Consider the following 26,075-nt stretch of genomic DNA (forward strand, 5'->3'; position numbering starts at 1 on the left):
AAAACGATAATAAACATGGGAAAGATAACTGGATTTTTAGAATTTGAAAGAGAGATTGAACAGTACCAACCTGTTAAAGATCGTATAAAAGATTATAAGGAGTTTACGGTAGAAATGCCTGAAAAGAAACTCAAAAATCAAGGTGCACGTTGTATGGATTGTGGTATCCCATTTTGTCATAGTGGGTGTCCTCTTGGCAATTTGATTCCTGATTTTAATGATGCTGTGTATCGTGGTAAATGGGAAAAAGCAGCAAACATTCTTCACTCAACAAATAATTTTCCTGAGTTTACAGGAAGATTATGCCCGGCACCCTGCGAAGAAGCATGTGTATTAGGAATTAATGAAGACCCTGTTACCATAGAAAATATAGAGAAAAACATTGTTGAACAAGCGTTTAAGAAGGGATGGGTAAAAGCAAACCCACCAAAAGAAAGAACAGGAAAAACGGTAGCGGTAATAGGATCAGGTCCTGCTGGATTAGCAACAGCGCAACAATTAAATCGTGCAGGGCATTTAATAACAGTTTTTGAAAGAGATGAAAAAGTTGGAGGATTACTTCGTTATGGAATACCGGATTTTAAAATGGAAAAGCAGGTAATAGATCGTCGTATTGCAATACTCGAAGAAGAAGGAATCATTTTTAAAACCAACACACATATAGGAAAGGATATCAAAGCAGATGATCTAAAAAGTGAGTATGATGCTGTAGTATTATGTACAGGAGCAACGGTACGTCGCAATTTACCAGTTAAGGGAGCTAATCTAAAGGGGGTTGTACAAGCCATGGATTTTCTACCTCAAAACAACAGACGAGTTGATGGGATCAAAGATCTTGGAGAAGAAATTATGGCGACCAATAAAGACGTAATTGTTATTGGAGGGGGAGATACCGGATCTGACTGTATTGGGACTTCCGTACGCCATGGGGCAACATCTGTCACTAATTTTGAGATTATGGGTAAAGCCACTATAGAACGCCCAGCACATCAACCATGGCCATTTTGGCCAATGCGTTTGCGCACTAGTTCTTCTCATGAAGAAGGAGTAGAGCGTAATTGGAGTATTTCTACCAAAGAGTTCTTAGGAGATGAAAAAGGAAATCTAAGAGGTTTAATTACTTCTGAAGTAGAATGGGTAAAAGAAAATGGACGATTTACCTTAAAAGAAATCCCAAATACTGAAAAAGAATGGAAATGTGAGCTAGCACTATTGGCCCTAGGGTTTACAGGTTCAGAACCCACTATTGCAGAACAACTAGGAGTTGATATGGATGCTAGAACAAATATAAAAGCTACCGAAGATAATTATGCTACTAATGTAAAAGGTGTTTTTGCCGCAGGCGATACGCGTAGAGGTCAATCTTTGATTGTTTGGGCCATCGCCGAAGGTCGACAAGCAGCATATCATATAGATACATATTTAATGGGATCTTCTAATCTTCCACTTAAAGGAGAAGGAGATTTACCAAGAATTTAAGCTGAATTAATATTTTAATTATTAGTGTTAATAAAAAGGCTGCTAACATGGGAATTAGCAGCCTTTTTTTATTTTAAAAAATAGGCTTGATATTAACTTTCTAATATTCCAATATAGGTTGTTTTTTATGGCTTACTATACTTAGATTAGATGTTAAAATGGTAAGTTCTTTAAATCAACATTACCACCGGAAAGGATGATTCCAACTTTTTTATTTTTGAATTTATCCTTTTCTCTAAGTAATGCCGCAAAAGGAACAGCACAAGAAGGCTCGATTATAATTTTCATACGCTCCCAAATTAATCGCATAGAAGATATGATTTCATCTTCTTCGACCCTTATGATTTCCGAAACATAATTTTGTATAATAGGAAAGTTGATATCCCCTAACTGGGTTTTTAACCCATCCGCAATAGTATTTGTGGTTGTATTACTTTCAATTTTACCGCTTTGTAATGATCGATATGCATCATCGACTTCAAAAGGTTCACCACCGATTACTTTACAGTGATTACTATAAAAATGTGCAGCAAGAGCAGTACCGGCAATTAATCCACCACCTCCAACTGGGGTAATGATATAATCAAGATCAGCATGATCTTCTAATAACTCTAACGCTGCAGTGCCTTGTCCCAATATAACATCTAAATTGTTGGATGGATGTAAAAAAGTAGCGCCTTTCTCTTCTTGAACTTGAATCGCAGTTTTCTCGCGATCTTCAAGAGTAGGAGGGCATTCAATAATTATACCTCCGTAGCCTTTTACGGCATCTTTTTTTACTTGCGGAGCAGTAGAAGGCATAACAATGTATGCTTTAACGCCTAGCCTTTTAGCGGCTAAAGATAATGCTTGAGCAAAATTACCAGAAGAATGAGTAACTACACCCTTTGATTTTTGGTTTTTGGATAATCTAGAAATAGCACACGTTGCTCCCCTCATTTTAAAAGCTCCCATTCGCTGGAAGTTTTCACATTTAAAAAACAATGTAGCTCCAGAAATTTCATTAAGTAATCTCGAAGTCAATACTGGAGTTCTGTGAACATGCGATTTGATTAACTTATGACAATCTTTTAACTCATTTTGGGTCATGTTGACTATAGAATTGAAGTTGCCTAAAATTAAGTTTTTTTTAGATACCTGGTATATTTATACGTTGTTTTTGATCCAAGGTGTATATCGATATTCTTCTGTTCGAGAAGCGGTTTCTCGATTTTTTATAGTAAGATAGTTCTTATCCATTTGTTTGCTTCGATATCCTAAAAGATGAAAAAAGGGTTTAGTAAAAAAACGTGCGATTTTTCGGTTTACTGTTAGCGTATCTTTTTTTCTAGATTTCCATTGTACTCCTGGTAAAAGAGTGAGTAAATTATCAATGTTGGCATTCCGCAATATTGCAGATAAATGTAGAAAGAAAGTCGGAATTCTTTTTATGGCAAAAAATCCATCGTTACCCTGACTTTGATATAGTGGCATAAAAATTTTTCCGTGTTTACTGGAAGTAATAATTTTTTGATTGCTAATTGCCAACTCTTGGCCTTTCCGTATTTTTTGGAAGTTGACAAATCCAGGTTTCATTGTAAAGGTATCTCCATTCAAAATTTCATGCCGCCAATAGATTTCATAAACGTTTTGATGATCTAGTGTTCTCTTAGATAATTCCTGATGAAAGTGTTTGTAATCAATATCGGTTCTAGACACACTTCCAGTAAAAGCAAGTGTGAGATATATAAAAGCAATATTGTTTGTTATTGAGACAATATCATCATGGTGACCCGCCTCGAAACCAAAAGCTACATAGCCTAGTTCATTGATGTAACTCAGCAATGGCCCTTCTAAATATTCTTCAATACCTAGAATAACAGGGACAGGATATTGCATAGTGTATTTTCTGTTTAACAGACTATCATTAACCGTAAGAAAAGGTATAGTTTTGCTTGAGGTAGTATGCAGATCCATAAAATAGAATGGACCATTTTCAGTTTTAAGAATACTTTTAATAAGGGCATAAATTTCTTTTTGCTGAGCAATATCCGTATTAGTAGCATTGGATTTACACTGAATAAGAGATTCTATATTTTTGCTAGTCCATAATCTATTTAAATCTTGTTTATCATATCTTTTATTGTGTTCTAATGCCCAGAGATTACCACTAATGGCATAAATATTCCCCTTAACGGGCGTTTTTTTTTCATTAAGTTCTTCAATTACTTTGTGCAATGCAAATACACCAGCAGGTTCGTTTCCGTGAATTCCACCAATAAAAATGAGTGTAGGACCTTCATGTGACCCTTTTATACAACCTATTATACGTTCTGTTTCTAATGTTTCGTTTAACGCTTTGCTATATACTTTAATCATGATCAAACGCAATTACATCTTTTATAGTTATAATACCTACCAGATCTTGTTCTTGCACTACAGGTAAACAACCAATTTCATGCATTTTCATAAGGTCAATCGCTTGTTTTATGTTCGTTTTTGGTTGCACTGTTACTACTTTTTTAACCATAATATCTGATACAATACGTTGATCATTAATCTTTTCTTGATCCTGAATTTTTTTTACATGATTCCAAGTTAACAAGCCAGAGAGTTTACCTGATTCGCTTTCTACTGGTACATGGTGAATCTTTTTCCATTTCATTATACTTGTTGCAAGGCTTGCCAAATCGTATTCATCTACCGTGAATAAATTAGTAGACATGATATGGCCTACCAGAGATGTATCATCTAAAATTTCAGGAATGCTTTTAATTGTTGGCCAATCATGACCAGGAAATCTATTTTGTTGGTTTTGGTATATGGTTTTAGTAAGCGCTCGTAGCGCATTATCTTTTTTCATGCTTTTCTTAAGAAAACGATAGTTTTTAACAGCCCATTCATTTGGGGTATTACCTTTTGTTCGATTTTCTATGACCTTCAGAAGTCTTTCGATATCATTGTTGTCAATATTTGCTTTTTTTAATCCGGTATATGCAATTGGTAAAAGTTCATGCAATATAAGGTCTTGAACCGAAATTGATTTATTCATCCATCGTAAAATAGAGTCTTTACCCATCCTGGCAGCCTTAATAAAATTTCCTTTAGCATCTCTAAAATCCATATTTGCAGGCATGTTATCAAACTTTGAAGGACGTCCGATCATTAGGCCTGCCCAAAACGCAAAATTAGAGACTTCATCAAGTATGGTGGGGCCAGATGGGATATAACGATTTTCAATTCTTACATGGGGTTTTCCTTCACTTATTCCATAGCAAGGTCTATTCCATCTGTATACCGTGCCGTTATGCAAATTGAGCGCTTGAAGTTTTGGAATAATACCTTTTTTGATTTCTGAGAGTGAATTTTTAGAAATATCCCTGGACAATACGACCTTATGTAATGCAATATCGTTTTTAAATATTTCTAATACCGAACCTGATGCCCATTGATTACTAAAAGTTACTCGTGCTCGTCGATCTTTGAGAGCATTAGAGGCACTACGAATATCCATACTTTGTCTAAAAAGCGCAATGCGTGTTTCGCTCCACAATTCTCTACCAAATAATAAAGGAGAGTTTGCACTTACTCCTAGTACAGGAGCTGATATGGCTTGTGCCCAATTATAGCTAGATACAAAATCTTGAGGAGGAATTTGCAAGTGCATTTGAAAGCTGGTATTGCAAGCTTCAAAAAGTACATTTTTATGATGTATATTTAATTCATCAACCCCTCTGATATGAAGTTCAAAATCAGTACCTCTTTGCGCTCTTAATATTTCATTAAGCATCTGATATCTTGGATTGGGAGTCATATAAGCTAGTTCGAGATGACGTTTTCTGATAGTGGGTAAAATACCAGTAAGTAAAACTTTAGTGTCAAATTCTCTAGAAGTAATTTTGGCTTTGGTTAATAAGTTGTTTAGTTGCTTTTCGACTTTTGAAAAACAGTCTTTTTTTAATTCTAACGGATCCAGGTTGATTTCCAGATTGTACCTGGCCAATTCTGTCGTAAAATGAGTATCGTTAATGCGTTTTAATATTTCTTCCGAATTTTTTGCAGGTCTCCAGTGGTTGTTAACCAAGCAAAACTCTTGCTCGGCACCTATTCGAATAATATCATCTTCAATTAAGCCTTCTTCTAGCATGATTTCTAAGGCTTCTATATCATCAAGTAAGTGTTCTATAAATCTTGCTCGACTTTTTTTGTCGACTTGACCTTTTACATTATGTTCCCCCATAATTAATAAATATTAAAAATCTGATAGTTACAAACCGCACTATACTAATTTTAAAAATATTAGCTTTTTTAGTCAAAAAGAATGCTATTTGTCATAGTTCATCAAATATTTGGGATTATTAGCTTGTTTTTGTTCGTAATACGGCAGATGGCAGACTTGTGTCTATACTTTTAATCTATAAGTAATATTACTTTTTTTTACCTATTAGAAGTGTATTTACACCCTCTACATTATTGTGTTCAGTCCAGGTTATATTATTTGTGAATTTAGATTTCAAACTTTCAATTTTTGAAGTATCTTTTAGCAATATTCCTGCGTTAAAGAGAATATATCCTCCAGATTGTAAAAGTCGTAGCGATTGTTGCCAAAATTTTTCTTTATAAAATAATTCGGGAACTATTTGATCAATAAAAATATCGATAACGATAATCTGATATAGGTTTGTGCTTTCTTTTACATAGTTTGAGGCATCTTCACAAATGATATTTAGATGTTTGCTATTACATATATTAAACTCGTTTTTAGCAATTTCAATTACTATTTCATCAATCTCTACGGCAGTAATTTTACCTTGATGATTGAATCTGTTTTGTAGTACAGGAATGATACTACCACCACCTAATCCTAATAATAATATTTCTGCTGTATGGGAAACTTCAATTTTTGAAAGCCCAAAGGTCAGTACTTTCTCTAATGCACCATAAGAATAATTAGCATGTTCACTATCCAATACCTTTTTACCATTAATCCATGTTACCTCAAGAGTACCATTAATCTTTGAAGTAATTCGTTTGGTTAATGGCCAGATATGACTAATAATCTTCTTCATGTATCCAAGTTTCTAAGATAAAAACACTGATCTCTTATTTTTTAGAATGTAAGAGATCAGTGTTTTTCTTATGTATTATGATAATTATAGTGCTAAGGAACCTGCTAAAGCAACGGCATGATCATTTTCGACACTACTGCCACTTACTCCTATGGCTCCTATAATTTCGCCTTTCTTATTTTTAATAGGTACGCCGCCTGGAAAAGAAATTAATCCATTATTAGAATGTTCTATGTTGAATAGAGGTCCTCCAGGTTGAGAAAGTTCTCCTATAGCTCCTGTATTCATATCAAAGAAGCGAGCGGTTTTAGCTTTTTTAATTGAAATATCAGCAGATCCTAACCAGGCTCCGTCCATACGTACAAATGCCAAAAGATTTGCACCTGTATCGACAACAGATATGTTCATTTTGGTGTTTAATGAAATTGATTTTTCTTTTGCAACTTCAATAATTTTTTCGGCTTGTTCTAAAGTAATGTTCATGTGTTACTAAATTAAGTTGGTATACATTTTTATTTTTTGTGGATGTAAGATATTATATAAATGTATTAAAATGCGACTTGTATTCTTATATTTTTTATAAATTAATAAGCAACCTTAAAACCTATAGATTATGAAAAAACATCAATTATTATTAATTGTAATTGTTTTACAACTTATTTACTCATTTACATACAGAGCACAAGCTCAAAATGAATCAGATTACTACCAGAGAGAAAGAAATTCCCCTTATCTAAGAGAAGGACCCTACCAAGTTGTGACCGATTCAAATTATACTATTTCTCCTAATATATTGGTGCATCGTCCTAATAATACAAAAAGAGGTCCTTTTCCGATAATGTTATTTCATCAAGGTGGTCCGGGTATTGTAACTCCAAGAAGTTATGATGTTTTTATGAAGCACTTAGCTTCTTATGGTTATGTAGTAGTAGTACAGGCTATTACATTTCCTCCGAATCCATTGAGAGATGATATGAAATTGATTTTGGATTGGATAGAACAACAAGTTGCTGAGGGAGCAGATGGGTGGAGAGGCTATGTTGATACTTCAAAACTCATTGTGGGAGGGCATTCTTATGGAGGTGTCGTGGCTTCTTCATTTATTGTTAATCAACCAGAAAGAGCATTAGGTATTGTTTACTTTGCTTCTAATGCCGCACCAGCACCTTTGCACGCATTAGAAAATTTTAAAGGAAAAGTATTGATGATTGGTGGTTCGGAAGACACAGTTGCAAGTCCTGATGTACAGAATGAAACTTTTGACAGATTTACTAGTACTTCTTGTAAAACGAATTTGTATATAGAAGGAGCAGACCATGGTGCTTTTGGTGTATATGATAGAGATTCACCTGGTAGTATTGGTAGAGAGAAAGCGACAGAATCAGTACGTCATTTTTTTGTCAGTTTTATGGATGCAAATTTTAAAAATAGTTTAAGAGGACTTTTTTACTTTTTTATTCCCAGGCTCCAACCTAATACAGTAGCTAGCTTTACTTCTTCTTGCAACCCTTTTGAAAACGTTTTAGTTAAAGATGAATTAAATAATGTCACAGTGTACCCTAATCCTGTTATGAACACCGATCTTAATATAAAAGTTAATGATGTAATCAAGTATAGTTATAAACTTCATGATGTCTGGGGTATGGAAAAGAAATCAGATACCAATATTATGGGAAATATCACTATACCTGTTGCTGAATTACCCAAGGGAATTTACTATATTACGGTAAGAGCAAAAGGAAAGAAAAAGGTAATAAAATTGAGAAAGAATTAACACTTTTAATACAATAAATCCATCTGTTCTATAATAGTTGGATTTATTTGTTTTAATCCACTCAAGATACCTGAACATGGACTTTTTATTTTATTGTTTTATCGCTAAATAGTATCGAACCAGTTTAACGTTTTTATCCAAAGTGGATCTTGAAACTTTCGCCTAAAAAAACCAAAATGACCAATTTTATTTGTAGGAACCGAAGCTAATTTGATAATCTCTAGTTCTTTATCTGATTTTTCAAATTCCTCATGTATTCTTGTAATAGCCTTTTTGGTACCTATAGGATCGTCTTCGATGCCTAAGGTTAGTAATTTATTGGTATAGTTGTCATAAAAAAAATGCATCCCGTTACTTTCCAATTGCCCTTTCATATCTACTTGCTTTCTTCGATTATGCCATTGGTCGATAACTCCTTTGGGTATATCTTCTAACATTCCTAGTTTTTTTCCAGGAAAGTAACCATAGATTCTGGTAATTGAGGGGAAAAAAATATGCCACAGAAAATATATTTTAGTTTTTTGATTTTTGGACCAATCTTTATAATAGGCCGTTTGTGCACCAATATTTATAACACCACTAATAGCTGCATTCTTTTCTGTCATTCCTATAATAGTGCCACCTATACTATGGCCAAGAGTTACAATTTTATGTTCTGGAAATTCTTTTTTTGCAAAATCAATAACAGCGGCAAAATCTTTTTGACCCCAATCTGCAAATGAAGCTTTAAACCCTCTTAGTTTTTTTGGTCGAGACTCCGCAATACCTCTATAATCATAGGTGATTACGTTATATCCATTATTTGCCATAAATATAGCATAATGATGATATAGTTTTTTGTCTACAGCAGTAGCTGAATTGACTATTAGGGTTTTATGTTTATCAATTGACGGGTTACATCGGTATACCATGCTTGATAAAACATAGCCATCAATTGTGTGAATTTGTACCATCAATATAATTATTTTGTTCAAACCATGTTATGGTTCTTTTGAGAGTCTCGTCAATAGATACTTTTGGCTCATATCCTAATTCATTTTTAGCCTTATCTCCGTTCAAAAATTGGCCTGCAGACATTACAGCTATTGCCGTATCGTCGAGTAGAGGTAATTTGCCCCCATATAACTTGTATTTTGTCATTTTAATTTTGGAAACCAGTTTTGCTAGCCCTAGAGGAACCTCTTTTGGCATCGTATCAATACCTGCGATAGTTATGATTTTCTGTATTAAATCTTCCATGGTGATATTTTCTCCAGTAATAAGATAACGATCACCTATATTACCATCAATACATGCTGACAATAACCCTCGAGCTGCATCACCAGCATAAACAACATTTCTGTTTCCATTGACATAACCGGGTAAAGTTTGATTTACGGTGTTTGTAATAATACGCCCTGTTGAAGGTCCGTAATCGTATTCGCCAAAAGTCATAGAAGGTATTCCGATAACTATCGGAATACCTTTTTTTCCCGCTTCTCGGGCCATATTATCCATAAGCCATTTTACATGAACATATGCAGATTTACTTTTTGGACTAGCGGTATAGTATTCATCTTCATTGGCTATACCTTCCTTGGATTTTGGAATTGCAATTGCCCCTCCAAGATATAATGCTTTTTTAACACCACTTTCTTTAACAGCATCGATAAAATTATTCATTTGGTGTTTTGCTATTTTGATTTCCTCTTTAAGAGATTTAGGAACAGTAGGGTAGTAGGCACCACAATTTAGAACATAATCGAGATCTCTAAATGATTGGATAAGACTTTCTTTATCATTTAGATCGGCAATTTTGCTTTGGTATTTTAAATCGCTAATAGAGGATAGGTCTGAAGTAGTTCTATGTATTGCAATCAAAATATTTTCATGATTACTCTGAATATGTTTAGCGACATGATGCCCTAACATTCCGGTGGCTCCTATAACTCCAATTTTTTTCATATGGTTGGGCTATTACATTTCTTAATAAAAGACATAGCATCCTAACAGGATGCTATGATGTAATGTGTAAAAGTATGTATTTTAAGCTTCTTCTTGCTCCTGTTCTTGTTTTTGTTCTTGTTGCTGTTGTAGTTCAAGAGCTTTTTGCTTTTCTTCCTCTAGTTGTTTTTTATAGCTTTCTTCGCAGAGTTGTTTAAGTTTTGATAAACCATTACTCCAGGTATCACCCATTGCTTCTTCCATATCACTAAAAACCATCATTAAATTAAATGGATAAGGCATTTCACTATGAAAACCCCATGTGATTTTTGTCGCATCCGCTTCTTTCGCTAATTTTATATATCCTTTAGCTTCGCTTTCATAAGGAGCGTAAAACTTTAAGTCGGTCTCAAATAGATTAGGAGCTTCCATCTTTGCTATAGTTTGACTTCCTTTACCAACATCTTTGACTTCGCTATCCCAACTAGCAGTAGCACCTATTTCTCCATCGGTTCCCGTCATTTCTTTTTTCATATTAGGATCTATATCATTCCAGGGACTCCAATTGTCTAAATCCTCTAAACTATTTACATTTTCCCAGGCAGTTTCAATAGGAGTATTAACAGTGATAGATTTTTCATAGACCATTTCTTTAGATACAAAAGCAGCTGCGATTAATACAATTGCTATAAGTATAATAAGTACGAGTACTATTTTTTTTAAAGCTTTCATAAGGTTGCTATTTATTTTGTTATTTATTGAGTTGTTAACCAAAAAGTTACTTTTGGTTTGTAGTAAATTTATTGATTTTTCTTACATCTTTCAAATTTGTGCGCGGTAAGCCTTCTGTTGGGCAATAGATTATGGGTATATACAACAAAAAAATCCAACCACATTGGGTTGGATTTTTAGTATACTAAAATTATTGAACAGTATATCTTAGAAAATACTATAACCTACTATAATCGAGGTGATTGGGTATTTTGCTTCACGATTAACAAAGCTACTCAGCAAATCTCTATTAGTATTATATCTAAACTCTACACTGTATTTGCTTTTATAGTTAAATCCGATACCTAGTCCAAAATTACCTTTGCTCGAGAGTTCTAAACTGTTTTCTGTAACAGAAGTTCTGCCTGTGAGATTATTAGTGATTGTCTCTTTTCTATCAAGTTTTGAATTTACGTCTATATCGATGACATATGCTCCTGTTATAAATAAACTGGAGAAATTGTTAATAAAAATATAGTGCCTTAAACCGATAGGCAATTCTATCGATTTATAATCAATGCTTGCATTTAACAATCTACTATTACCAGAAAAAGATTGATCTTGTATTACTACTTCTGCATCCGATTGAAAATATTGATATGTAGGTTCTATAAATAGTCCCCATTTTCCTTTATTGAAAGGTAAAATATACTCTGCCTCGATACCCAAACTAAAGTTTTGTTTGCTCCCAAAGTCATAAACCCTTAGAGTTTCATCACGCTCTTCAAGTTTCAAAGAAGCAAGATTCATTCGGGGTCTTATTGTCAGATTAAATGAACCCTCATTTTGATTTTTCTCATAAAGAACAGCTTCGACATCTGGATTACTACATGTGTTGTAATCAACAAATAAGTTTATCATTTGATTTTTATAATATCGAAGTGCTTCTACCTTTTTAAGAGATATTTTATCACATTTTAGAGTGTTCCATAGCTGTTGTTTATATCTTGTGTTTTTCCCAATTTCGCTTTGCGATACTTTATACCTTTTATAGATCAGTTGTTCAATAGGTTTATCTTCTGTTTTAAAGAAAAATTTTCGCAAAGTTTGATTTTCATATAGATATAGATTTGCTTTTCCTTCAACCAGTACTTTTAGAAAAAGTGTTTCAAGTTGAAACTCAGGGTTTCTATCTGTACTTAAATTATCTATTTCTTCTTTTGATTTATCTATATTGACCTGGTGTTTTTGGTATTTTGATTTACCAATAATTCCGAATTCTTTAATTGTACGTATGGTTTCAGATTTTGATTCAGCATCTTCAGAGGTTTTATATTCAATTTGAGTAGGATTGTTTTTCCAATCCATGTTTTTGATTAGGCATTCAACTTTTTCTCCTGCATTCGTAATAAAGTAACCGCTTTCAAATTTAATTTGAGCTTGACTATAATAGCTCAAAAGTAAAAACAGTATGGTTAATGTTTGTTTGTTCATTGATTTTGACATTTTAACGTTTTAATATATAATATAGGTGTCATAACACAGCAAATCTTACCTAGCTATCGACATTTTTTTTGTTTTGATTTTTTTATCATGAATTTTTGAGCTGCTTGGACAGCTCACGATCTTCTCTCTATTTTTAATTTTGTGCAAAGCAAAAAAAATCCAGTCTCATTTAATGAAACTGGAAAAATTTAGATATGAAATTATTTCTTAGTTATTCAACATCACGGGCATAACCAGCATGGTTACATGTTCTCCCTCGTCTAAGCCATCGACAGGTGTAAGTATTCCTGCTCTATTTGGTAATGACATTTCTAACTGTACATCATCAGCATTTAGGTTATTAAGCATTTCGCTCAAAAAACGTGAGTTAAATCCGATTTGCATATCATCACCATGATAATCACAGGTTAATCGCTCTTCAGCTTTATTAGAATAGTCAATATCTTCTGCAGATACATTAAGCTCTGCTCCAGCAATTTTTAGACGTATTTGATGCGTTGTTTTATTGGAGAAAATAGATACTCTTCGCACAGAATTTAAAAACTGGGTACGTGCAATAGTAAGTTTATTAGGATTCTCTTTCGGGATTACAGCTTCATAATTGGGGTATTTACCATCAATTAATCTACAGATTAGTTGTGTCTCGTCAAAAGTGAACTTTGCATTCGATTCGTTATACTCGATCAATACTTCACTGTCACTTCCTGCTAAAATACCTTTTAATAAATTCAGAGGTTTTTTTGGCATTATAAACTCTGCCGATTGCGATGCTTTAACATCTTCACGACTATATTTTACTAATTTATGAGCATCTGTGGCCACAAAAGTTAGTCCTTCTGTAGAGAATTGAAAAAAGACACCACTCATTACGGGTCTTAAATCATCATTACCAGTTGCAAAAATGGTCTTACTAACAGCAGTTGCTAAAATATCTCCTAATAATGTCGTTGCACTTGGATCTTCTAGTTCTACTGCTTTTGGAAACTCTTCACCATCTGCATATGCTAAGGCATATTTACCATGATTTGAGCTAATTTCTACAGTGCTATTATCTCCAGAAACAAAAGTTAGAGGTTGCTCTGGAAAAGTTTTAAGTGTTTCAAGAAGTAATTTGGCCGGTACTGCAATAGTTCCTTGATCAGAAGATTCTACTTCTAACTTTGCAGACATCGTAGTTTCTAGGTCTGATGCAGAAACGGTTAATGAGTTGTTATCTAATTCGAACAAGAAGTTATCTAAAATAGGTAAGGTGTTACTATTATTAATGACCCCTCCTAATACTTGTAATTGCTTTAATAAGTATGAACTGGATACTATAAATTTCATCTGTTTTTCTTTATTGTTTATTAGTTGTCAGATGAAATTCGCCTCAATAGACCGTAGTTAAACATTACCAGGATCCTATCGGCTCATTTCATAAGTGTGTGACTAGTTTTGTACAGTTTTACGCAAATATAATTGTAATCTATAAGGAATAGTGTATTCAAAAAACCATAGTTATTAACAAACCTAAAGGAGTTATTGACTATCTTGAATATTTACGAATTGCGAATTGCGAATTGCGAATTGCGAATTAAGGTTTGGAGCCGTCATCCATAAGTTTATCCGTATAATGTGCTTTATGTTTTGGTGTAGAAAAACGCTCTTTATTATAAGATGCCGATTTACCTTTAGGAATTGATAAACTTTGCCATTCTTCATTTTTTATCATTTTTCCGATAAAGACAATCTGCCCAATGTGATATGCATAATGTGCTAATTGTCTATTTATAGCTTCGGTGATCGAGTGTTCTATATTTCGAATGTATACAGGTTGATCAAAATTAGTTGAATTGATACTTTCCAGAGCTTCAAATAGACATTGCCAACCTTCTTCCCATTTTAACATGAGTTCTTCTTTTGCTTTAATGTCATCTTCAAACTCAGCATCCCGCTCTCGCCATTCTTTTTCACCATCAGAGGTTAAGAAATCCGTCCATCGTGATTTCATGTTTCCCCATAGGTGTTTTACAATAATGGCTATACTATTACTCTCGTTATTATACTGCCAAAAGAGTTTTTGACCTGGTAGCTGATCCATAGTTTTTTCACCTAAGGATTTATAGTATTTAAATTGTTTTAGTATTCCTTCAAGATAGGCTTCAGTATTCATTGGTTTGTGCTTTTATTCTAAAGATACTTATTTTTCACACGTTCATGATATATTATGGGGATTGTATTTTGATAGCGAAACCTTCCTGCATGCTGCAGGGAGTTTTCATCACTACAACAAAACCTTCCTGCATGCTGCAGGGCGTTTTCGTTACTACAACAAAACCTTCCTGCATGTTGCAGGGCGTTTTCGTTACTACAACAAAACCTTCCTGCATGTTGCAGGGCGTTTTCGTTACTACAACAAAACCTTCCTGCATGTTACAGGACGTTTTCGTTATTATAATAAAGCCTTAAGCAATGGATATTTCCCTTGAAATAAGAGTTTAGAATAACATTTTACGTTTTCTCACTAACAACCATATTACAACGGGGGCTCCAATTAATGAGGTTATGGCATTAATGGGCAAAGTATATTCGCTAGATGGTAATTGCGCTATACTATCACATATAAGCATTATAATACTACCAATTAGTACTACTGCAGGAATTAATGTTTTATGATTCGAGGTATGAAACAATTGCCTGGTAAGATGCGGTACTGCTAGCCCAATAAATGCAATAGGACCTGCAAAGGCAGTACTGCTACCAGCTAATAACCCAGTAGCAATAATGATGGTAAAACGACTGGTTTTGATGTTTAATCCTAGACTACGAGCGTAGTTTTCTCCTAAAAGTAAGGTGTTTAATGGTTTAATTGAAGCAACAGAAAGTAACATCCCTAAGAATGAGATACCAAAAAATATAAGAACATCTAACCAAGATAAGTTACCAAGACTTCCAAATCCCCAGAAAACATATTGTTGTAATTGATCAGCAGGAGCAAAGTAGGAGAGTACACTTACAATAGCGGAAGTAATACTACCAAACATAAGCCCTATAATTAGTATTGCCATAGTATCTCTTACTTTTATAGACATGAGCATCACGGCAAATAGTACCAAAACACTTCCTAAGCTGGCGGCAATAACCAACCCCCATTTAGAAACCAAAAAGCTGGAGAAGGTTGCACCGGCAAAAGTACTACCCAATATTAATAAAGCTACCCCTAGAGTTGATCCTGAGCTAATACCTAAAACAAAAGGACCGGCCAAAGGATTTCTAAATAAAGTTTGCATTAATAAACCCGAAACGCCTAAGCCGCTACCTACAATAATTGCGGTAAGTGCTTTTGGTAATCGGTAATCTACAATGATATGTCTCCAGGATTCTTTTTCTACAGGTCCACCAATTAGACTGCTTAAGGTATCTATCCAAGGAATAAAAACAGAACCTAAGCTTATGTTGGCAATAAAACAAATGAGCATGAATACAGTAATACCTGCAAAAACCTTCTTATATGATTTGTTTGGGGTCAAATTACTTAAGTTTTTCGAAAAAATAAGGTTCGTAATCAACTAATACTTCTGGATGCGCAATGTGGATAATGTCTTTAAGAATAAGATCAGGTCGCATTGGACCTAACTCATAATAAATCAATCCTCCTTTTGGACCCATTTTTAATGTTGAAGAATATACGGTTTTATTTTTAAATGCATCAAATGCCTCATACTTATGATTTGTTTCTCTAAGTTCGGATAGAGATTTAGAATTTCCGGATCCAATCCATAGTTCTGCTTTTTGCGCTTTTTCAAGTACACTTTCAAAACTTAAGGCTTGGCTTCCGGTTTTTGGGATGTCGGCCCATAAATACGTAGTATTGGCATCTTTTAGAAATCGAGCAATAAAACTATTTCCTCCTGGTACATGCCATACATCTTTAAACATATTACCAGACATCACCGTAGGAGAGTTTGTTGTGTTTTTAGCTAATGTTGAAGCCTTATTATACTCTTTTTTGATATTCTGAAAAACATCTTCGGCAATAGTTTCTTTTCCAAAAAATGCAGCTACAAACTTTATCCATTCTGCTCTACCAATTGGATGTTCTTCCATCCAAGAGCCATTCATTACCACCGGAATGCCTGTTTTTTGAATGAGATCATAGGCCTTGGTATCTCCTGAGGCTGAAAAACCAATAATAAGTTCAGGGGAAAGCTCTAATACAACTTCAGTATTTAGATTATACTCTTTGCCTAGTTCTTGGATAGAACCATTATCAACTAATGCTCTTGTTTTTTCTGAAGAAATATAATCTGTGTGCGGAAACCCTACTAGTTTTTGTTCGAGGTTTAAATACTCAAGCATAGGCACATCGGTAGTCGAAGTTACAACAACCCTCTCAACAGGTACTTCTACAAAGACGGCACTGTTGGAGTCAAAAGGTCTTTCAGTTCCTTTAGGGTGTAAAATGTAGGTGAGTTCATATTTTGCATCGGGCCACGGAGTGGTGACTTTGATTTCTTTATAGGTGCCATGATTTTGTATGGTAAATCCTTTGGCATATTCAATACTTTGAGGTGCCAGATACATAACAGTAAGCTGATCGGTAGTATTGGCCTTTTTTTTGCAAGAACCGCTAACTAGAAATAAAGATATGATGATAAAGATGTTACGCATGTACTATCGTTTTGTGAAAATTGCATTGTATTGATTCGTGATTAAACTTAGATATTTTTTTGGGAATCCCGATAAAATTTGACGTTAATTTGTGATTCAGAAATTGTAAAAAAGCAATAATTATAATGATTATAGCACCTGATCAAATGAATAATGTACCGTTTTTATGCTCCTGGAGTGGAGGGAAAGATAGTTGTTATGCATTACATATGGCAGCAGCACAAGGGTTAAAACCTGTTGTCCTGCTTAATGTATTGAACGAATATGGAGATCGTTCCCGATCACATGGTATACCCAAAGAAATATTACAGGCGCAAGCGAAAGCACTTGAATTACCCATTCATTTTTTTGAAAGCACCTGGAGCGATTATGAACGTTTATATATTGAAAATCTTATTGCGTTAACACAACGCTATAGTCTTAAGGCTTCTGTATTTGGAGATATAGATATAGAATCTCATAGAGCTTGGGAAGAGAAAGTTTCTAATGCTGCAAATCTGAACGCAGTTTTACCAATATGGCAACAGCCAAGAAAGAAATTAGTGCTCGATATGATAACGTATGGAATCGAAGCCATTATAGTTTCTTGCAATCACACTTTGGGACCCGATTTTTTAGGCCGAACGGTAGATAAAACATTGATTAAGGATTTAGAAGCTTTAGGGGTGGATGCCTGTGGAGAAAATGGAGAGTATCATACACTGGTGACTAACGCACCTCTTTTTAAGAAAAGGGTAAAAGTGACAATAACAGATAAAGAAGAATCTTCGAACTATAATTTTGCTAGATTAGAATTGCTTTAGGTTATATAGAGATCACCTCACCATAAGCAACCTGAATGGTAAACGAATCTTTAAGGTGCAGGTGTCTAATATTGGAAAGTAATGCTCTAATCGGGCCGGCATGAGTAACAATTACAATTTTCTCTTCGCGGATATGGTCTAAAGTATTGTAGAAGTCCAATATTCGTTGTTGAAGCATTACGTAGGACTCTCCGTTAGGAACCTGAATATTGACAAAATCATTCATCCAGGGATCCAACTCTTTGCTGTGAATAGTATCCCAAGGCTTTAATTCCCAATCTCCAAAATTGAGTTCTTTAAGACGATCGTCATAAATTATTTCTTTTTTGAACGTTTTGGCTAAGAGTTTACAACGCTGTAACGGGCTACTATATACTCTAGAAATAAGTTCTACCGGAATCTGCTCATGAATTTTTTTCACTTCTGAAGGAAAAGAGTCAGTTATCCCCAGATCACTTTGCCCGTAGCAAATGCCTTTTTCGATATTGGGAGTTGTATGTCTTACCAGATAAATTTCCATAAGGATATAAAGGTAAGATAAAATACGACTTCGCTAAGTTGCTGAACAGCACCGGCACAGTCACCAGTCTGACCACCAATCCATTTTTTAAATTTTGCTGCAAGAAACATTTTTGAGATATACATAGGTACAATAACAAAAAATACCCATGGGTTCTTGAAAAAAAACAAAGGCGCAATACCAAAAATACCACTTGTTATTATCATATTTATGCTCATACTTTTTGCAGCCGGTTTGACCTTACTATCGTCTGTATCCCGAACATAAGGATGTGTAAAAATCAAAGTGGTAGCAATAAACCGACTTAGACTATGTCCAGAAATTAAAACCAGAGGGATATAATGCATTTCAGTTTCTCGTAATGCCGCAAATTTTATAGATAAAATTAGAAGTAACCCGGTGGTGCCATAAGTTCCTAAGCGAGAGTCTTTCATGATTAAAAGAATTTTACTCTTAGTCCAACCTCCGCCAAACCCATCACATACATCTGCAAACCCATCTTCATGAAAAGCCCCCGTAGTGTATATGGTTGCTAGCATTGAAAGTAGTATTGAAATTTCTACCGAGAAAATAAAGGAAGCACCATAAAATACTAAAGCCCCAATACCACCTACTATACTTCCAACTAGTGGGAAATATTTTGAGCTTAATCGCAGGTATTGGGGGTTGTGATTTACCCATTTAGGACAAGGGATACGAGTAAAAAACATTAATGCCGTGAAGAAGATATGTATTTCTTTTTTCATTGAAGTAAAAATGTATCAACATAGTATTTCCAAAGAGGAATAAAGGATAAAACAATTGCACTGATCGATATTGTGATTCCAATGATTCCAATTTTGTGTTTTTGCATCACAGAAATAACCCCTAGTAGTAAGGCTAAAAGTGCCAGAATAATAGCGCCTATTGTATAGATGTTATAGATCGTCTCAATAAAATATGTTTCAGACCAAGATACTATATCCTCTTTGGTTACATCTTCTTGATGTGTTAATGCGATTAACTCATTTCGATTTTTTAGGTATACCATAAAAATTCCGATAAAAGCAATAACAATAGATAGGATTCCTTTTTTCATTTTATCTATAATTTAATTATTACAACTTTCTAATTGCTAGATACTCCAGCACTCTCAAAACTAGCCATCTGGTTTAAAAAATTAATTGAAGACACTATAATGGGATATGCTACTGCTGTTCCGGTGCCTTCTCCCAAGCGCATACCTAAATTAACAAGAGGTTCTTTTTTTAGAAAATCTAGCATTTTTTGATGCCCTTGCTCTCCTGATGTATGTGCAAATATACAGTAGTCGAGAACTTCGGGATGCATGGCATTAGCGGCTAATAATGCAGAGGTAACTATAAAACCATCGATAATAATAGTCATTTTTAATTCTGCCGCCCTTAATATAGCTCCAACCATCATTACAATTTCAAAACCACCATAGTACATTAACATATCCATATGGGTTGAAGGAGTGTATGTATTATAGACTTCAGTAAGGACTTTTTGTTTTACTTTAATAGCTTCGCCATGAAGCCCCGTACCAGAGCCAACACATTCAGCAATGGGAGTTTTTGTATAAAATGACATCAATAGTGATGCAGAAGAGGTATTGCCTATTCCCATTTCACCAAAACCTATAATATTACTACCGTCATTATACGTTTCAGTAACGATATCTGCCCCTTTCTTGATGGCTGCATTACATTGTTTTGGACTCATGGCTGATTGGTGTTGATAATTTTGGGTGCCAAAGTCAATTTTTGCATCGATTAGGCCAGTGATACTCCCAAAATCATGATTTACACCGGCGTCTACAATCTTAAGATCAATGTTATTTTGTTTGCATAATACATTAATTGCTGCTCCGCCATTTAAGAAGTTATATACCATTTGTGCTGTAACTTCTTGGGGATAGGGGTTAACTTCTCCTTTTTTTGCGATGCCGTGATCTCCTGCAAAAACAAGAATTGTGGGTTTGGTAAGTTTAGGAAGATCTGTATTTTGAATCATTCCTATTTGCAATGCAACTTTTTCTAACATACCAAGAGCACCAATCGGTTTTGTTTTATTATCTATTTTCTCTTGAATTGTTTTCTCTAGGGTGAGATTTGAAATCTTTTTAATATGAAAATCCATACATGTTGTGTGATTTATTTAGCGTTTTTGATTTCGACAGGTATCCCAGAGACCATTAGAATGGCTTTATCGGCATGCTTGGCTATATGTTGATTCATCCATCCTTGCAGCTCTGTAAATTTTCTACCTATTTCAGTTGCAGCATGTACTCCCATACCAATTTCATTTGAAATAATGATTATGGTAGCATCTTTTTCTAAAAGCTTATCAAATTCGTTTTTGGCCTGTGATAGTGATAACTCAATATCGTTTTTAGTATCAACAAAAAAATTGGTAAGCCATAAAGTAACACAATCAATTACAACTACGCTTTTATCCTGAATTACCTTAGCGAGTTGTTTTTCTTCTTCGATAGAAGTCCATCGTTGATCCCGATCTGCAATATGTCTATCAATGCGTTTGCGATGATTATCGTCCCAAATCCTCGAAGTAGCAAGGTAATAAGGAGTGTTAGAAAGTTGCAAGGCAAGATTTTGAGCATAACTGCTTTTTCCTGATCGCTCACCTCCCGTTATGTAATACAACATTAAAATTCGGTTTTTAGAGAAACAAAGTTAATCGAATACATTATTTATTTGTGAATATTACTTCGAATTCATCAAAATATAATACATTCGCGCAGAATTTTGGTTTTGATACACTATTCTATGGTGTTGAAAATTAAAAGGGAATCAGGTGAAACGAAGTACGATGGAAAAAGTGCAATTTACGATTTTTATAAATCGTAAATCTAAAGTCGTAAATCATAATTCCTGAGCTGTTCCCGCAACTGTAAGCTATGCCGACAGACACTGATGTTTAAAAATATCAGTACAAAGTAGGTGCTCGTTGTTACTTCTTATAAAACCACTGCCTGAATAGGTGGGAAGGTAAACAACAAGACGCAAGCCAGGAGACCTGCCTTAATTCGATTAATATCAAACTTTCGGGATAAAGGTTTGGGTATGGGTAAACTACATACTTTTTTCCGGTAATTGTAAAATTAAGTAAGTAAAATAATGAACAAAAAAATGTTTTTTGGGGCAGCATTTTTAATGCTGGGATCTTCTTTAGTATTTGGACAAGAAGAAACTCAAGTAGATGAGAACGTGAACGAATTAGAAGAAGTTGTTATTTCGGATTCTAAATTTAATTTGAAACGTGAGCAAAGTGGTAAAGTGATTACTAAAATAACTGCCGAAGAGTTAGAAAGAAGCCAGGGGCTATCAGTAGCAACTGTTTTAACTAGAACTGCAGGGGTATTTATTAATGGAAGTAATAGTGCACCAGGACAAAACTTAGGGGTGTATATTAGAGGTGGTCGAAACCGTCAGGTAGTTATTAGAGTAGACGGAGTAACGGTTAGTGACCCTTCAACTTCTGCAGGAGATTTTGACTTACGATTGTTATCGGTTAATCAAATCAAAGAAATCGAAATTCTTAAAGGAGCTTCTAGTACGTTATATGGATCAGGAGCTGCAGCTGCTGTAATTAACATTACAACCAAATCAGAAAGTAAAAAACCGATTTCAGCTACTTTTCAATCTAGTATAGGAACTAATCAATCTCAGGAAGATCAGGATTATGACATTAATGAGTTTGTAAATCTGGCATCTGTTAATGGTACCTTAGGAAAGGTAAGTTATTTTGGAAGTATCGGAAATCAGTTTAGTAATGGTTTATCTGCTGCAGAGGCTGTGGGAGCTGAAGGCGATGCGTTTTCGAAATTTAATGTATATGCAAAACTTGGATATAAATGGGATAACAACTTTAAATTTCACTTTTTTGGAAATTTAGATCAATATAAAAATGATTTCGATACTGCTGCAGGGATCGATGGCGATAATCAATTTGATAGTAAACAATTGAGAGTAGGGTCTTTTTGGGAAGTAAAATACCCAAATGGGAGTTTTACATTTACAAATAGTTATGCTTCTTTAGAAAGAGATCTAACACAGTCAAGTTTTCCATCGAAGTATGAAAGTGATGTATTTACTTTTGATGCCTACAATAAATACACGTTTAACGATATGTTTTATACTGTAATAGGGGCAAATGGATCATACAGCGATTTTAGTTTATTGAGTGTTCCTTTTGGAAATACAGATTTAGAAGAAACAATTGATAATGAACTAGCAACTTTTGATATTATTGATCCTTATGTAAATGTAGTGTATGCTTCAGAATTTGGTCTTAATGTTAACGCTGGTGCTAGGTTAAATATTCATAGTGTTTATGGAAATCAAATGGTGTATAATATAAACCCATCATACACATACAAATTTGGGGATAATTATATCAAAGGATTAGCATCATATAGTACAGCATACATAACACCCTCTTTATTTCAATTGTTCGATACTGCTTTCTTGTCTGGAAATCCAGACTTGGAACCAGAAGAGAGTACTACTATAGAAGGTGGGGTAGAATTATCTCATGAGAAAAAGGCGATCGTAAGTGTAGTTTATTTTAATCGTAATATCGAAAACTTCATCGCATTTGACCCTAATACATTTGTAAATTTGAATTCTGCAGATGAAATTGAAGTAGATGGGATTGAGGTAGAATTAGCTGCTACTATGTTGGAAGACAAGTTATCAGTAAAAACAAATTATACGTATACCAATATTGATAAATTGGATGATAATGTTCGAATTCCAGAGCATATGATTAATGCTACTGTAGGGTATCAACTGGGAGAAAAAACATTTACTTCATTAAGTTATCAATATAACACCGAAAGGGCAGATACAGATTTTGCTACTGCTACACCGGTAACCTTAGATGAATTTGGAGTTTTAGATTTTTACATTAGCCATAAATTAATGAAAAATTTTAATGTGTATGCTGCAATGAACAATATCACTAATGAAGATTATCAAGAGATTTTTGGATTTAGTACCAGAGGAAGAAACGCCAGAATTGGATTTAGCTTAGATTTCTAAACCAAAACAAGACATAAATGTAAAAACCTCCTAAACATTTTGTTTAGGAGGTTTTTTATAATGTCGAAATATTTATTAAAAATTTGACTCGTATAATTTAAGAACATCATTTTGATGATACATACTTTCATAGCCTGCATCTTGCATGTTACTATTTCCTACTTCTTCAAAATGATGTGTGCTGCTCTTTTGTCTACTGCTAACCCCTAAGATGTCATCTATGGCTGCTTTAAGTAAAGGCTCATTAGTATCTCCTAAGACACCAAGGTTAGAAAAATCTTCTTCTAAGGCTATTTCTGGAGCAAAACCATCAAAGTAGTCAGTAAACCCAACAGAATTTATAGATTTAAGAACAAGAGGTTGCATAGCATATGTATGACCTGTATTGGCACCTTGTCTACGAAAATTATCAGAATCATATATCGTAATAGAGGCCTGAAACTTACCTCTTGTGGTATCACCAACCTGTATTACATTGATATAAGGATCAAGACCATTAATGATTAGTTCACTTGCAGAAGCAGAACTTCGGGTAGTTAATACATATAGTTTGGATAAATTTAAACTATTAATTGCCGCTCCAGTGCTAATTTGATTGTCAAAATTATTAATCAATCTACCAGGGTCATTTTCTTGAAAATTTTGTTGAAACTCATCATTCCATTCTTCTGTAGTAAATAATTTCTCATTAAACTGACCAGTAATCATACTTGATAGATCAATAGCAGTTTCTACAGCACCTCCTCCGTTATATCTTAGATCTAAAATTAAATCTGTAACATTATCAGATTTAAGTTTTGCAAAAGCGGCATTTAATTGCTCGTCAAAATCTAATGTAAAGGCATTATACATTAAATACCCAACAGGGTTACCACCTACATCAATAGTTTTATTGATAAAAACCGGATTTTCTGTGTATTGAACTTTGGTAAGCGAAATAGACTCGCCTGTAGAAGTGATTGTATTGCCATTGATATTGGCCAGTCCAATGGTATAGCTATCGGGAGCTATAAGTTGTCTAAAGTTGTCAGCGGTAATCTGAGTGCCATCAATAGTATTAAAAATATCACCTCTTTTAACTCCTTTGGCTTCTGCATCTGTACCAGGAAGTATATATCGTACAAATCCAAAAACGTTGTTTGGGTCGTCTGGATAGCGTACTAGTCCAAACTCCATACCATTATTTCTTGAGATACCATCAAAAGATTGCTCTAATGTTACAAAATCACTTACTAAAAAACTAAACTCATCAATAGTTGACTTTAAAGACTCAAAAATAGCTTCAGGAGAAGAAAATCCTCTTAAATACTCTGTATATTGTTGATCTGAAGAAAATCTATTATCCTGAAGATCGGCAACATCACTTTTGTATAAATACCATGTTCTCATGCCCCTGTAAATGAAATCATTAATTTCGGTCGTACCAGAAGGCTGTATTACATCATCATTATCATCAAAACATCCAGTGAGTAAATTTCCCAATAGAAGCAATAGCATAAAATGCTTCAAGTATTTCATAGTTTCTTTTTTTGTAATAGGTGTTAAATGTAACTATTTATTATAATTTTAAAAAAGATTGTAACAAATTACATATATAGTCGTCTCCCTTATATAAAGCTGACAAAGCTTTATCATCAACCAATCAAAAAATGAAAGAAAGAGCATTTATAACGCTTACTAATGGATTCAAGGATAAACTTTTTAGATTAGCCAAACGTTTATTAGTGAGTAATGAGGAGGCAGAAGACGCGACGCAAGAAGTGCTGCTCAAGTTATGGAAAAACAAAGGCAAAATGGCAGGGTATAAAAATGTGGAAGCTTTTGCAATGACAATGACAAAGAATTACTGTTTTGATAAATTAAAAGCTAAAGAAACAGCTAATCTTAAAATCGTTCATAGTAATTATAAAGATGAACGCCCTTCGTTACAAAGACAGGTTGAAGCCAAGGATAGCCTGGACTGGGTAGGTAAAATATTGAACGATCTACCAGAACAACAGCGTATGATTATCCAGTTAAGGGATATAGAGCAATATGATAATGCAGAGATTGCCGAGATGTTAAAAATTAACGAAACAGCAGTTAGAGTAGCATTATCAAGAGGAAGAAAAAAAATTAGAGAAGAATTATTAAAAAAACATAATTATGGAATTGTCTAACATAGAAAAATTACTTGAAAAGTATTTTGAAGGCGAAACGACCATTTCTGAAGAAAAAGAATTAAAGGTTTATTTTACCAGAGAAACTGTGCCGTCGCATCTGGAGAGATACAAAGATTTGTTTCAGTATTTTTCTGAAGAGAGTACCATAAAGGCTACAAAGGATCTAAAATTAAACACCAGTAGAAAGTTTACATATGCTTGGATTGGTGTTGCGGCATCAGTAGCGTTGATCGCGGGTATCTTTTTAACAAGAACTGCACCATCTAAGTCTGTTGATACTTTTGAGGATCCGGAAATAGCATTACAGGAAACCAAAAAAATCCTCAATATGGTTTCTCAATATATGAATGAGGGTAAGCAGGAACTAGTGTACCTGAAAGAATTTGAAAACACTAAAAATAAGTTTATAAAATAAAAATTGATTAGCGCTGAA

26 protein-coding genes and 1 riboswitch are annotated in these 26,075 nt (G+C 34.2%); of the genes, 7 read left to right on the forward strand and 19 right to left on the reverse strand.

Translation table 11 applies throughout. The features are described 5' to 3' along the window. Positions 1–15 precede the first annotated feature (15 nt). The gene (locus JJQ60_RS04555) at positions 16–1,479 is read left to right on the forward strand and encodes a glutamate synthase subunit beta (protein WP_201917065.1); all 1,464 of its coding nucleotides are present in this window, start codon (positions 16–18) and stop codon (positions 1,477–1,479) included. Between the two features lie 153 nt (positions 1,480–1,632). Here JJQ60_RS04555 and JJQ60_RS04560 read toward each other — a convergent pair whose 3' ends face one another. The 5 genes from JJQ60_RS04560 to JJQ60_RS04580 form a co-directional block, all read right to left on the reverse strand. Then, on the reverse strand, positions 1,633–2,568 hold the full coding sequence (locus JJQ60_RS04560) for a threonine ammonia-lyase (protein WP_201917067.1): 936 nt from the start codon (positions 2,566–2,568) through the stop codon (positions 1,633–1,635). Between the two features lie 57 nt (positions 2,569–2,625). Further along, entirely contained in the window at positions 2,626–3,837 is a 1,212-nt protein-coding gene (locus JJQ60_RS04565; protein ID WP_201917069.1) for a succinylglutamate desuccinylase/aspartoacylase family protein, read from the reverse strand. Next, entirely contained in the window at positions 3,830–5,698 is a 1,869-nt protein-coding gene (locus JJQ60_RS04570; RefSeq protein ID WP_201917071.1) for a CBS domain-containing protein, read from the reverse strand. Before JJQ60_RS04570 ends, JJQ60_RS04565 begins: the two co-directional genes overlap by 8 nt. A 187-nt stretch (positions 5,699–5,885) precedes the next feature. Beyond that, on the reverse strand, positions 5,886–6,527 hold the full coding sequence (locus JJQ60_RS04575; RefSeq protein ID WP_201917074.1) for a spermidine synthase: 642 nt from the start codon (positions 6,525–6,527) through the stop codon (positions 5,886–5,888). Between the two features lie 84 nt (positions 6,528–6,611). Then, the gene (locus JJQ60_RS04580) at positions 6,612–7,010 is read right to left on the reverse strand and encodes a GlcG/HbpS family heme-binding protein (protein ID WP_201917076.1); all 399 of its coding nucleotides are present in this window, start codon (positions 7,008–7,010) and stop codon (positions 6,612–6,614) included. A 130-nt stretch (positions 7,011–7,140) separates the two neighbouring features. Here JJQ60_RS04580 and JJQ60_RS04585 point away from each other — a divergent pair, with 130 nt between their 5' ends. Then, on the forward strand, positions 7,141–8,301 hold the full coding sequence (locus JJQ60_RS04585; RefSeq protein WP_201917078.1) for an alpha/beta hydrolase: 1,161 nt from the start codon (positions 7,141–7,143) through the stop codon (positions 8,299–8,301). A 104-nt stretch (positions 8,302–8,405) separates the two neighbouring features. Here JJQ60_RS04585 and JJQ60_RS04590 read toward each other — a convergent pair whose 3' ends face one another. The 6 genes from JJQ60_RS04590 to JJQ60_RS04615 all read right to left on the reverse strand — a co-directional run bounded on the left by JJQ60_RS04590 (position 8,406) and on the right by JJQ60_RS04615 (position 14,593). Continuing rightward, positions 8,406–9,254, reverse strand: coding sequence for an alpha/beta hydrolase family protein (locus tag JJQ60_RS04590; RefSeq protein WP_201917080.1), 849 nt, complete (start codon positions 9,252–9,254; stop codon positions 8,406–8,408). Next, positions 9,232–10,245 (reverse strand): NAD-dependent epimerase/dehydratase family protein, encoded by a 1,014-nt coding sequence (locus JJQ60_RS04595; RefSeq protein WP_201917082.1) that lies wholly within the window; start codon positions 10,243–10,245, stop codon positions 9,232–9,234. The genes JJQ60_RS04590 and JJQ60_RS04595 overlap by 23 nt, the downstream gene beginning before the upstream one ends. A gap of 81 nt (positions 10,246–10,326) precedes the next feature. Further along, entirely contained in the window at positions 10,327–10,956 is a 630-nt protein-coding gene (locus JJQ60_RS04600; protein ID WP_201917084.1) for an SRPBCC family protein, read from the reverse strand. Positions 10,957–11,163: 207 nt separating this feature from the next. Next, the gene (locus JJQ60_RS04605) at positions 11,164–12,429 is read right to left on the reverse strand and encodes a tRNA modification GTPase (RefSeq protein WP_201917086.1); all 1,266 of its coding nucleotides are present in this window, start codon (positions 12,427–12,429) and stop codon (positions 11,164–11,166) included. 219 nt (positions 12,430–12,648) lie between these two features. After that, positions 12,649–13,767 carry a DNA polymerase III subunit beta gene (gene dnaN / locus JJQ60_RS04610; RefSeq protein WP_201917087.1) on the reverse strand — a complete coding sequence of 373 codons (1,119 nt, stop codon included), beginning with the start codon at positions 13,765–13,767 and terminating at the stop codon, positions 12,649–12,651. Between the two features lie 247 nt (positions 13,768–14,014). After that, positions 14,015–14,593 carry a DUF1572 family protein gene (locus JJQ60_RS04615; protein WP_201917088.1) on the reverse strand — a complete coding sequence of 193 codons (579 nt, stop codon included), beginning with the start codon at positions 14,591–14,593 and terminating at the stop codon, positions 14,015–14,017. A 61-nt stretch (positions 14,594–14,654) separates the two neighbouring features. Between JJQ60_RS04615 and JJQ60_RS04620 the strand changes: the two genes are divergently transcribed. Continuing rightward, positions 14,655–14,909, forward strand: a complete 255-nt coding sequence (locus JJQ60_RS04620; RefSeq protein WP_201917090.1) for a hypothetical protein — start codon at positions 14,655–14,657, stop codon at positions 14,907–14,909. Positions 14,910–14,918: 9 nt separating this feature from the next. On the opposite strand, the gene JJQ60_RS04625 is transcribed toward JJQ60_RS04620, so the two are convergent. Continuing rightward, the gene (locus tag JJQ60_RS04625; protein WP_236669031.1) at positions 14,919–15,950 is read right to left on the reverse strand and encodes a FecCD family ABC transporter permease; all 1,032 of its coding nucleotides are present in this window, start codon (positions 15,948–15,950) and stop codon (positions 14,919–14,921) included. 1 nt (position 15,951) lies between these two features. Continuing rightward, positions 15,952–17,091: an ABC transporter substrate-binding protein gene (locus tag JJQ60_RS04630; RefSeq protein ID WP_201917097.1), complete on the reverse strand. Its 1,140-nt coding sequence runs from the start codon at positions 17,089–17,091 to the stop codon at positions 15,952–15,954. A 125-nt stretch (positions 17,092–17,216) separates the two neighbouring features. On the opposite strand from JJQ60_RS04630, the gene JJQ60_RS04635 reads away from it, so the two are divergent. After that, positions 17,217–17,894 (forward strand): Dph6-related ATP pyrophosphatase, encoded by a 678-nt coding sequence (locus JJQ60_RS04635; RefSeq protein WP_236669032.1) that lies wholly within the window; start codon positions 17,217–17,219, stop codon positions 17,892–17,894. A 1-nt stretch (position 17,895) separates the two neighbouring features. Here the strand turns inward: JJQ60_RS04635 and cobC are convergent, their stop codons facing one another. Genes cobC through JJQ60_RS04660 form a run of 5 tightly spaced genes read right to left on the reverse strand, consistent with a single transcriptional unit; the run spans position 17,896 to position 21,083 of the window. Next, entirely contained in the window at positions 17,896–18,414 is a 519-nt protein-coding gene (cobC, locus tag JJQ60_RS04640) for an alpha-ribazole phosphatase (protein WP_201917099.1), read from the reverse strand. Continuing rightward, on the reverse strand, positions 18,396–19,160 hold the full coding sequence (locus tag JJQ60_RS04645) for an adenosylcobinamide-GDP ribazoletransferase (protein ID WP_201917101.1): 765 nt from the start codon (positions 19,158–19,160) through the stop codon (positions 18,396–18,398). The genes cobC and JJQ60_RS04645 overlap by 19 nt, the downstream gene beginning before the upstream one ends. After that, on the reverse strand, positions 19,157–19,492 hold the full coding sequence (locus tag JJQ60_RS04650) for a hypothetical protein (RefSeq protein WP_201917103.1): 336 nt from the start codon (positions 19,490–19,492) through the stop codon (positions 19,157–19,159). The genes JJQ60_RS04645 and JJQ60_RS04650 overlap by 4 nt, the downstream gene beginning before the upstream one ends. Before the next feature lie 29 nt (positions 19,493–19,521). After that, positions 19,522–20,556: a nicotinate-nucleotide--dimethylbenzimidazole phosphoribosyltransferase gene (cobT, locus tag JJQ60_RS04655; RefSeq protein WP_201917105.1), complete on the reverse strand. Its 1,035-nt coding sequence runs from the start codon at positions 20,554–20,556 to the stop codon at positions 19,522–19,524. Positions 20,557–20,570: 14 nt separating this feature from the next. Next, entirely contained in the window at positions 20,571–21,083 is a 513-nt protein-coding gene (locus tag JJQ60_RS04660; protein WP_201917106.1) for a bifunctional adenosylcobinamide kinase/adenosylcobinamide-phosphate guanylyltransferase, read from the reverse strand. Between the two features lie 83 nt (positions 21,084–21,166). Continuing rightward, positions 21,167–21,475: riboswitch (cobalamin riboswitch) on the forward strand. A gap of 79 nt (positions 21,476–21,554) precedes the next feature. Between JJQ60_RS04660 and JJQ60_RS04665 the strand changes: the two genes are divergently transcribed. Further along, positions 21,555–23,480, forward strand: a complete 1,926-nt coding sequence (locus tag JJQ60_RS04665) for a TonB-dependent receptor plug domain-containing protein (protein WP_201917108.1) — start codon at positions 21,555–21,557, stop codon at positions 23,478–23,480. A 75-nt stretch (positions 23,481–23,555) separates the two neighbouring features. Here JJQ60_RS04665 and JJQ60_RS04670 read toward each other — a convergent pair whose 3' ends face one another. Then, on the reverse strand, positions 23,556–24,998 hold the full coding sequence (locus tag JJQ60_RS04670; protein WP_201917110.1) for a S41 family peptidase: 1,443 nt from the start codon (positions 24,996–24,998) through the stop codon (positions 23,556–23,558). 131 nt (positions 24,999–25,129) lie between these two features. On the opposite strand from JJQ60_RS04670, the gene JJQ60_RS04675 reads away from it, so the two are divergent. Together JJQ60_RS04675 and JJQ60_RS04680 are read left to right on the forward strand one after the other, a co-directional pair. After that, on the forward strand, positions 25,130–25,639 hold the full coding sequence (locus tag JJQ60_RS04675; protein WP_201917112.1) for an RNA polymerase sigma factor: 510 nt from the start codon (positions 25,130–25,132) through the stop codon (positions 25,637–25,639). Further along, on the forward strand, positions 25,626–26,057 hold the full coding sequence (locus JJQ60_RS04680; RefSeq protein WP_201917114.1) for a hypothetical protein: 432 nt from the start codon (positions 25,626–25,628) through the stop codon (positions 26,055–26,057). Before JJQ60_RS04675 ends, JJQ60_RS04680 begins: the two co-directional genes overlap by 14 nt. Positions 26,058–26,075: the final 18 nt, after the last annotated feature.

Source organism: Aquimarina mytili (genome assembly GCF_016735115.1).
GTDB lineage: Bacteria > Bacteroidota > Bacteroidia > Flavobacteriales > Flavobacteriaceae > Aquimarina > Aquimarina mytili.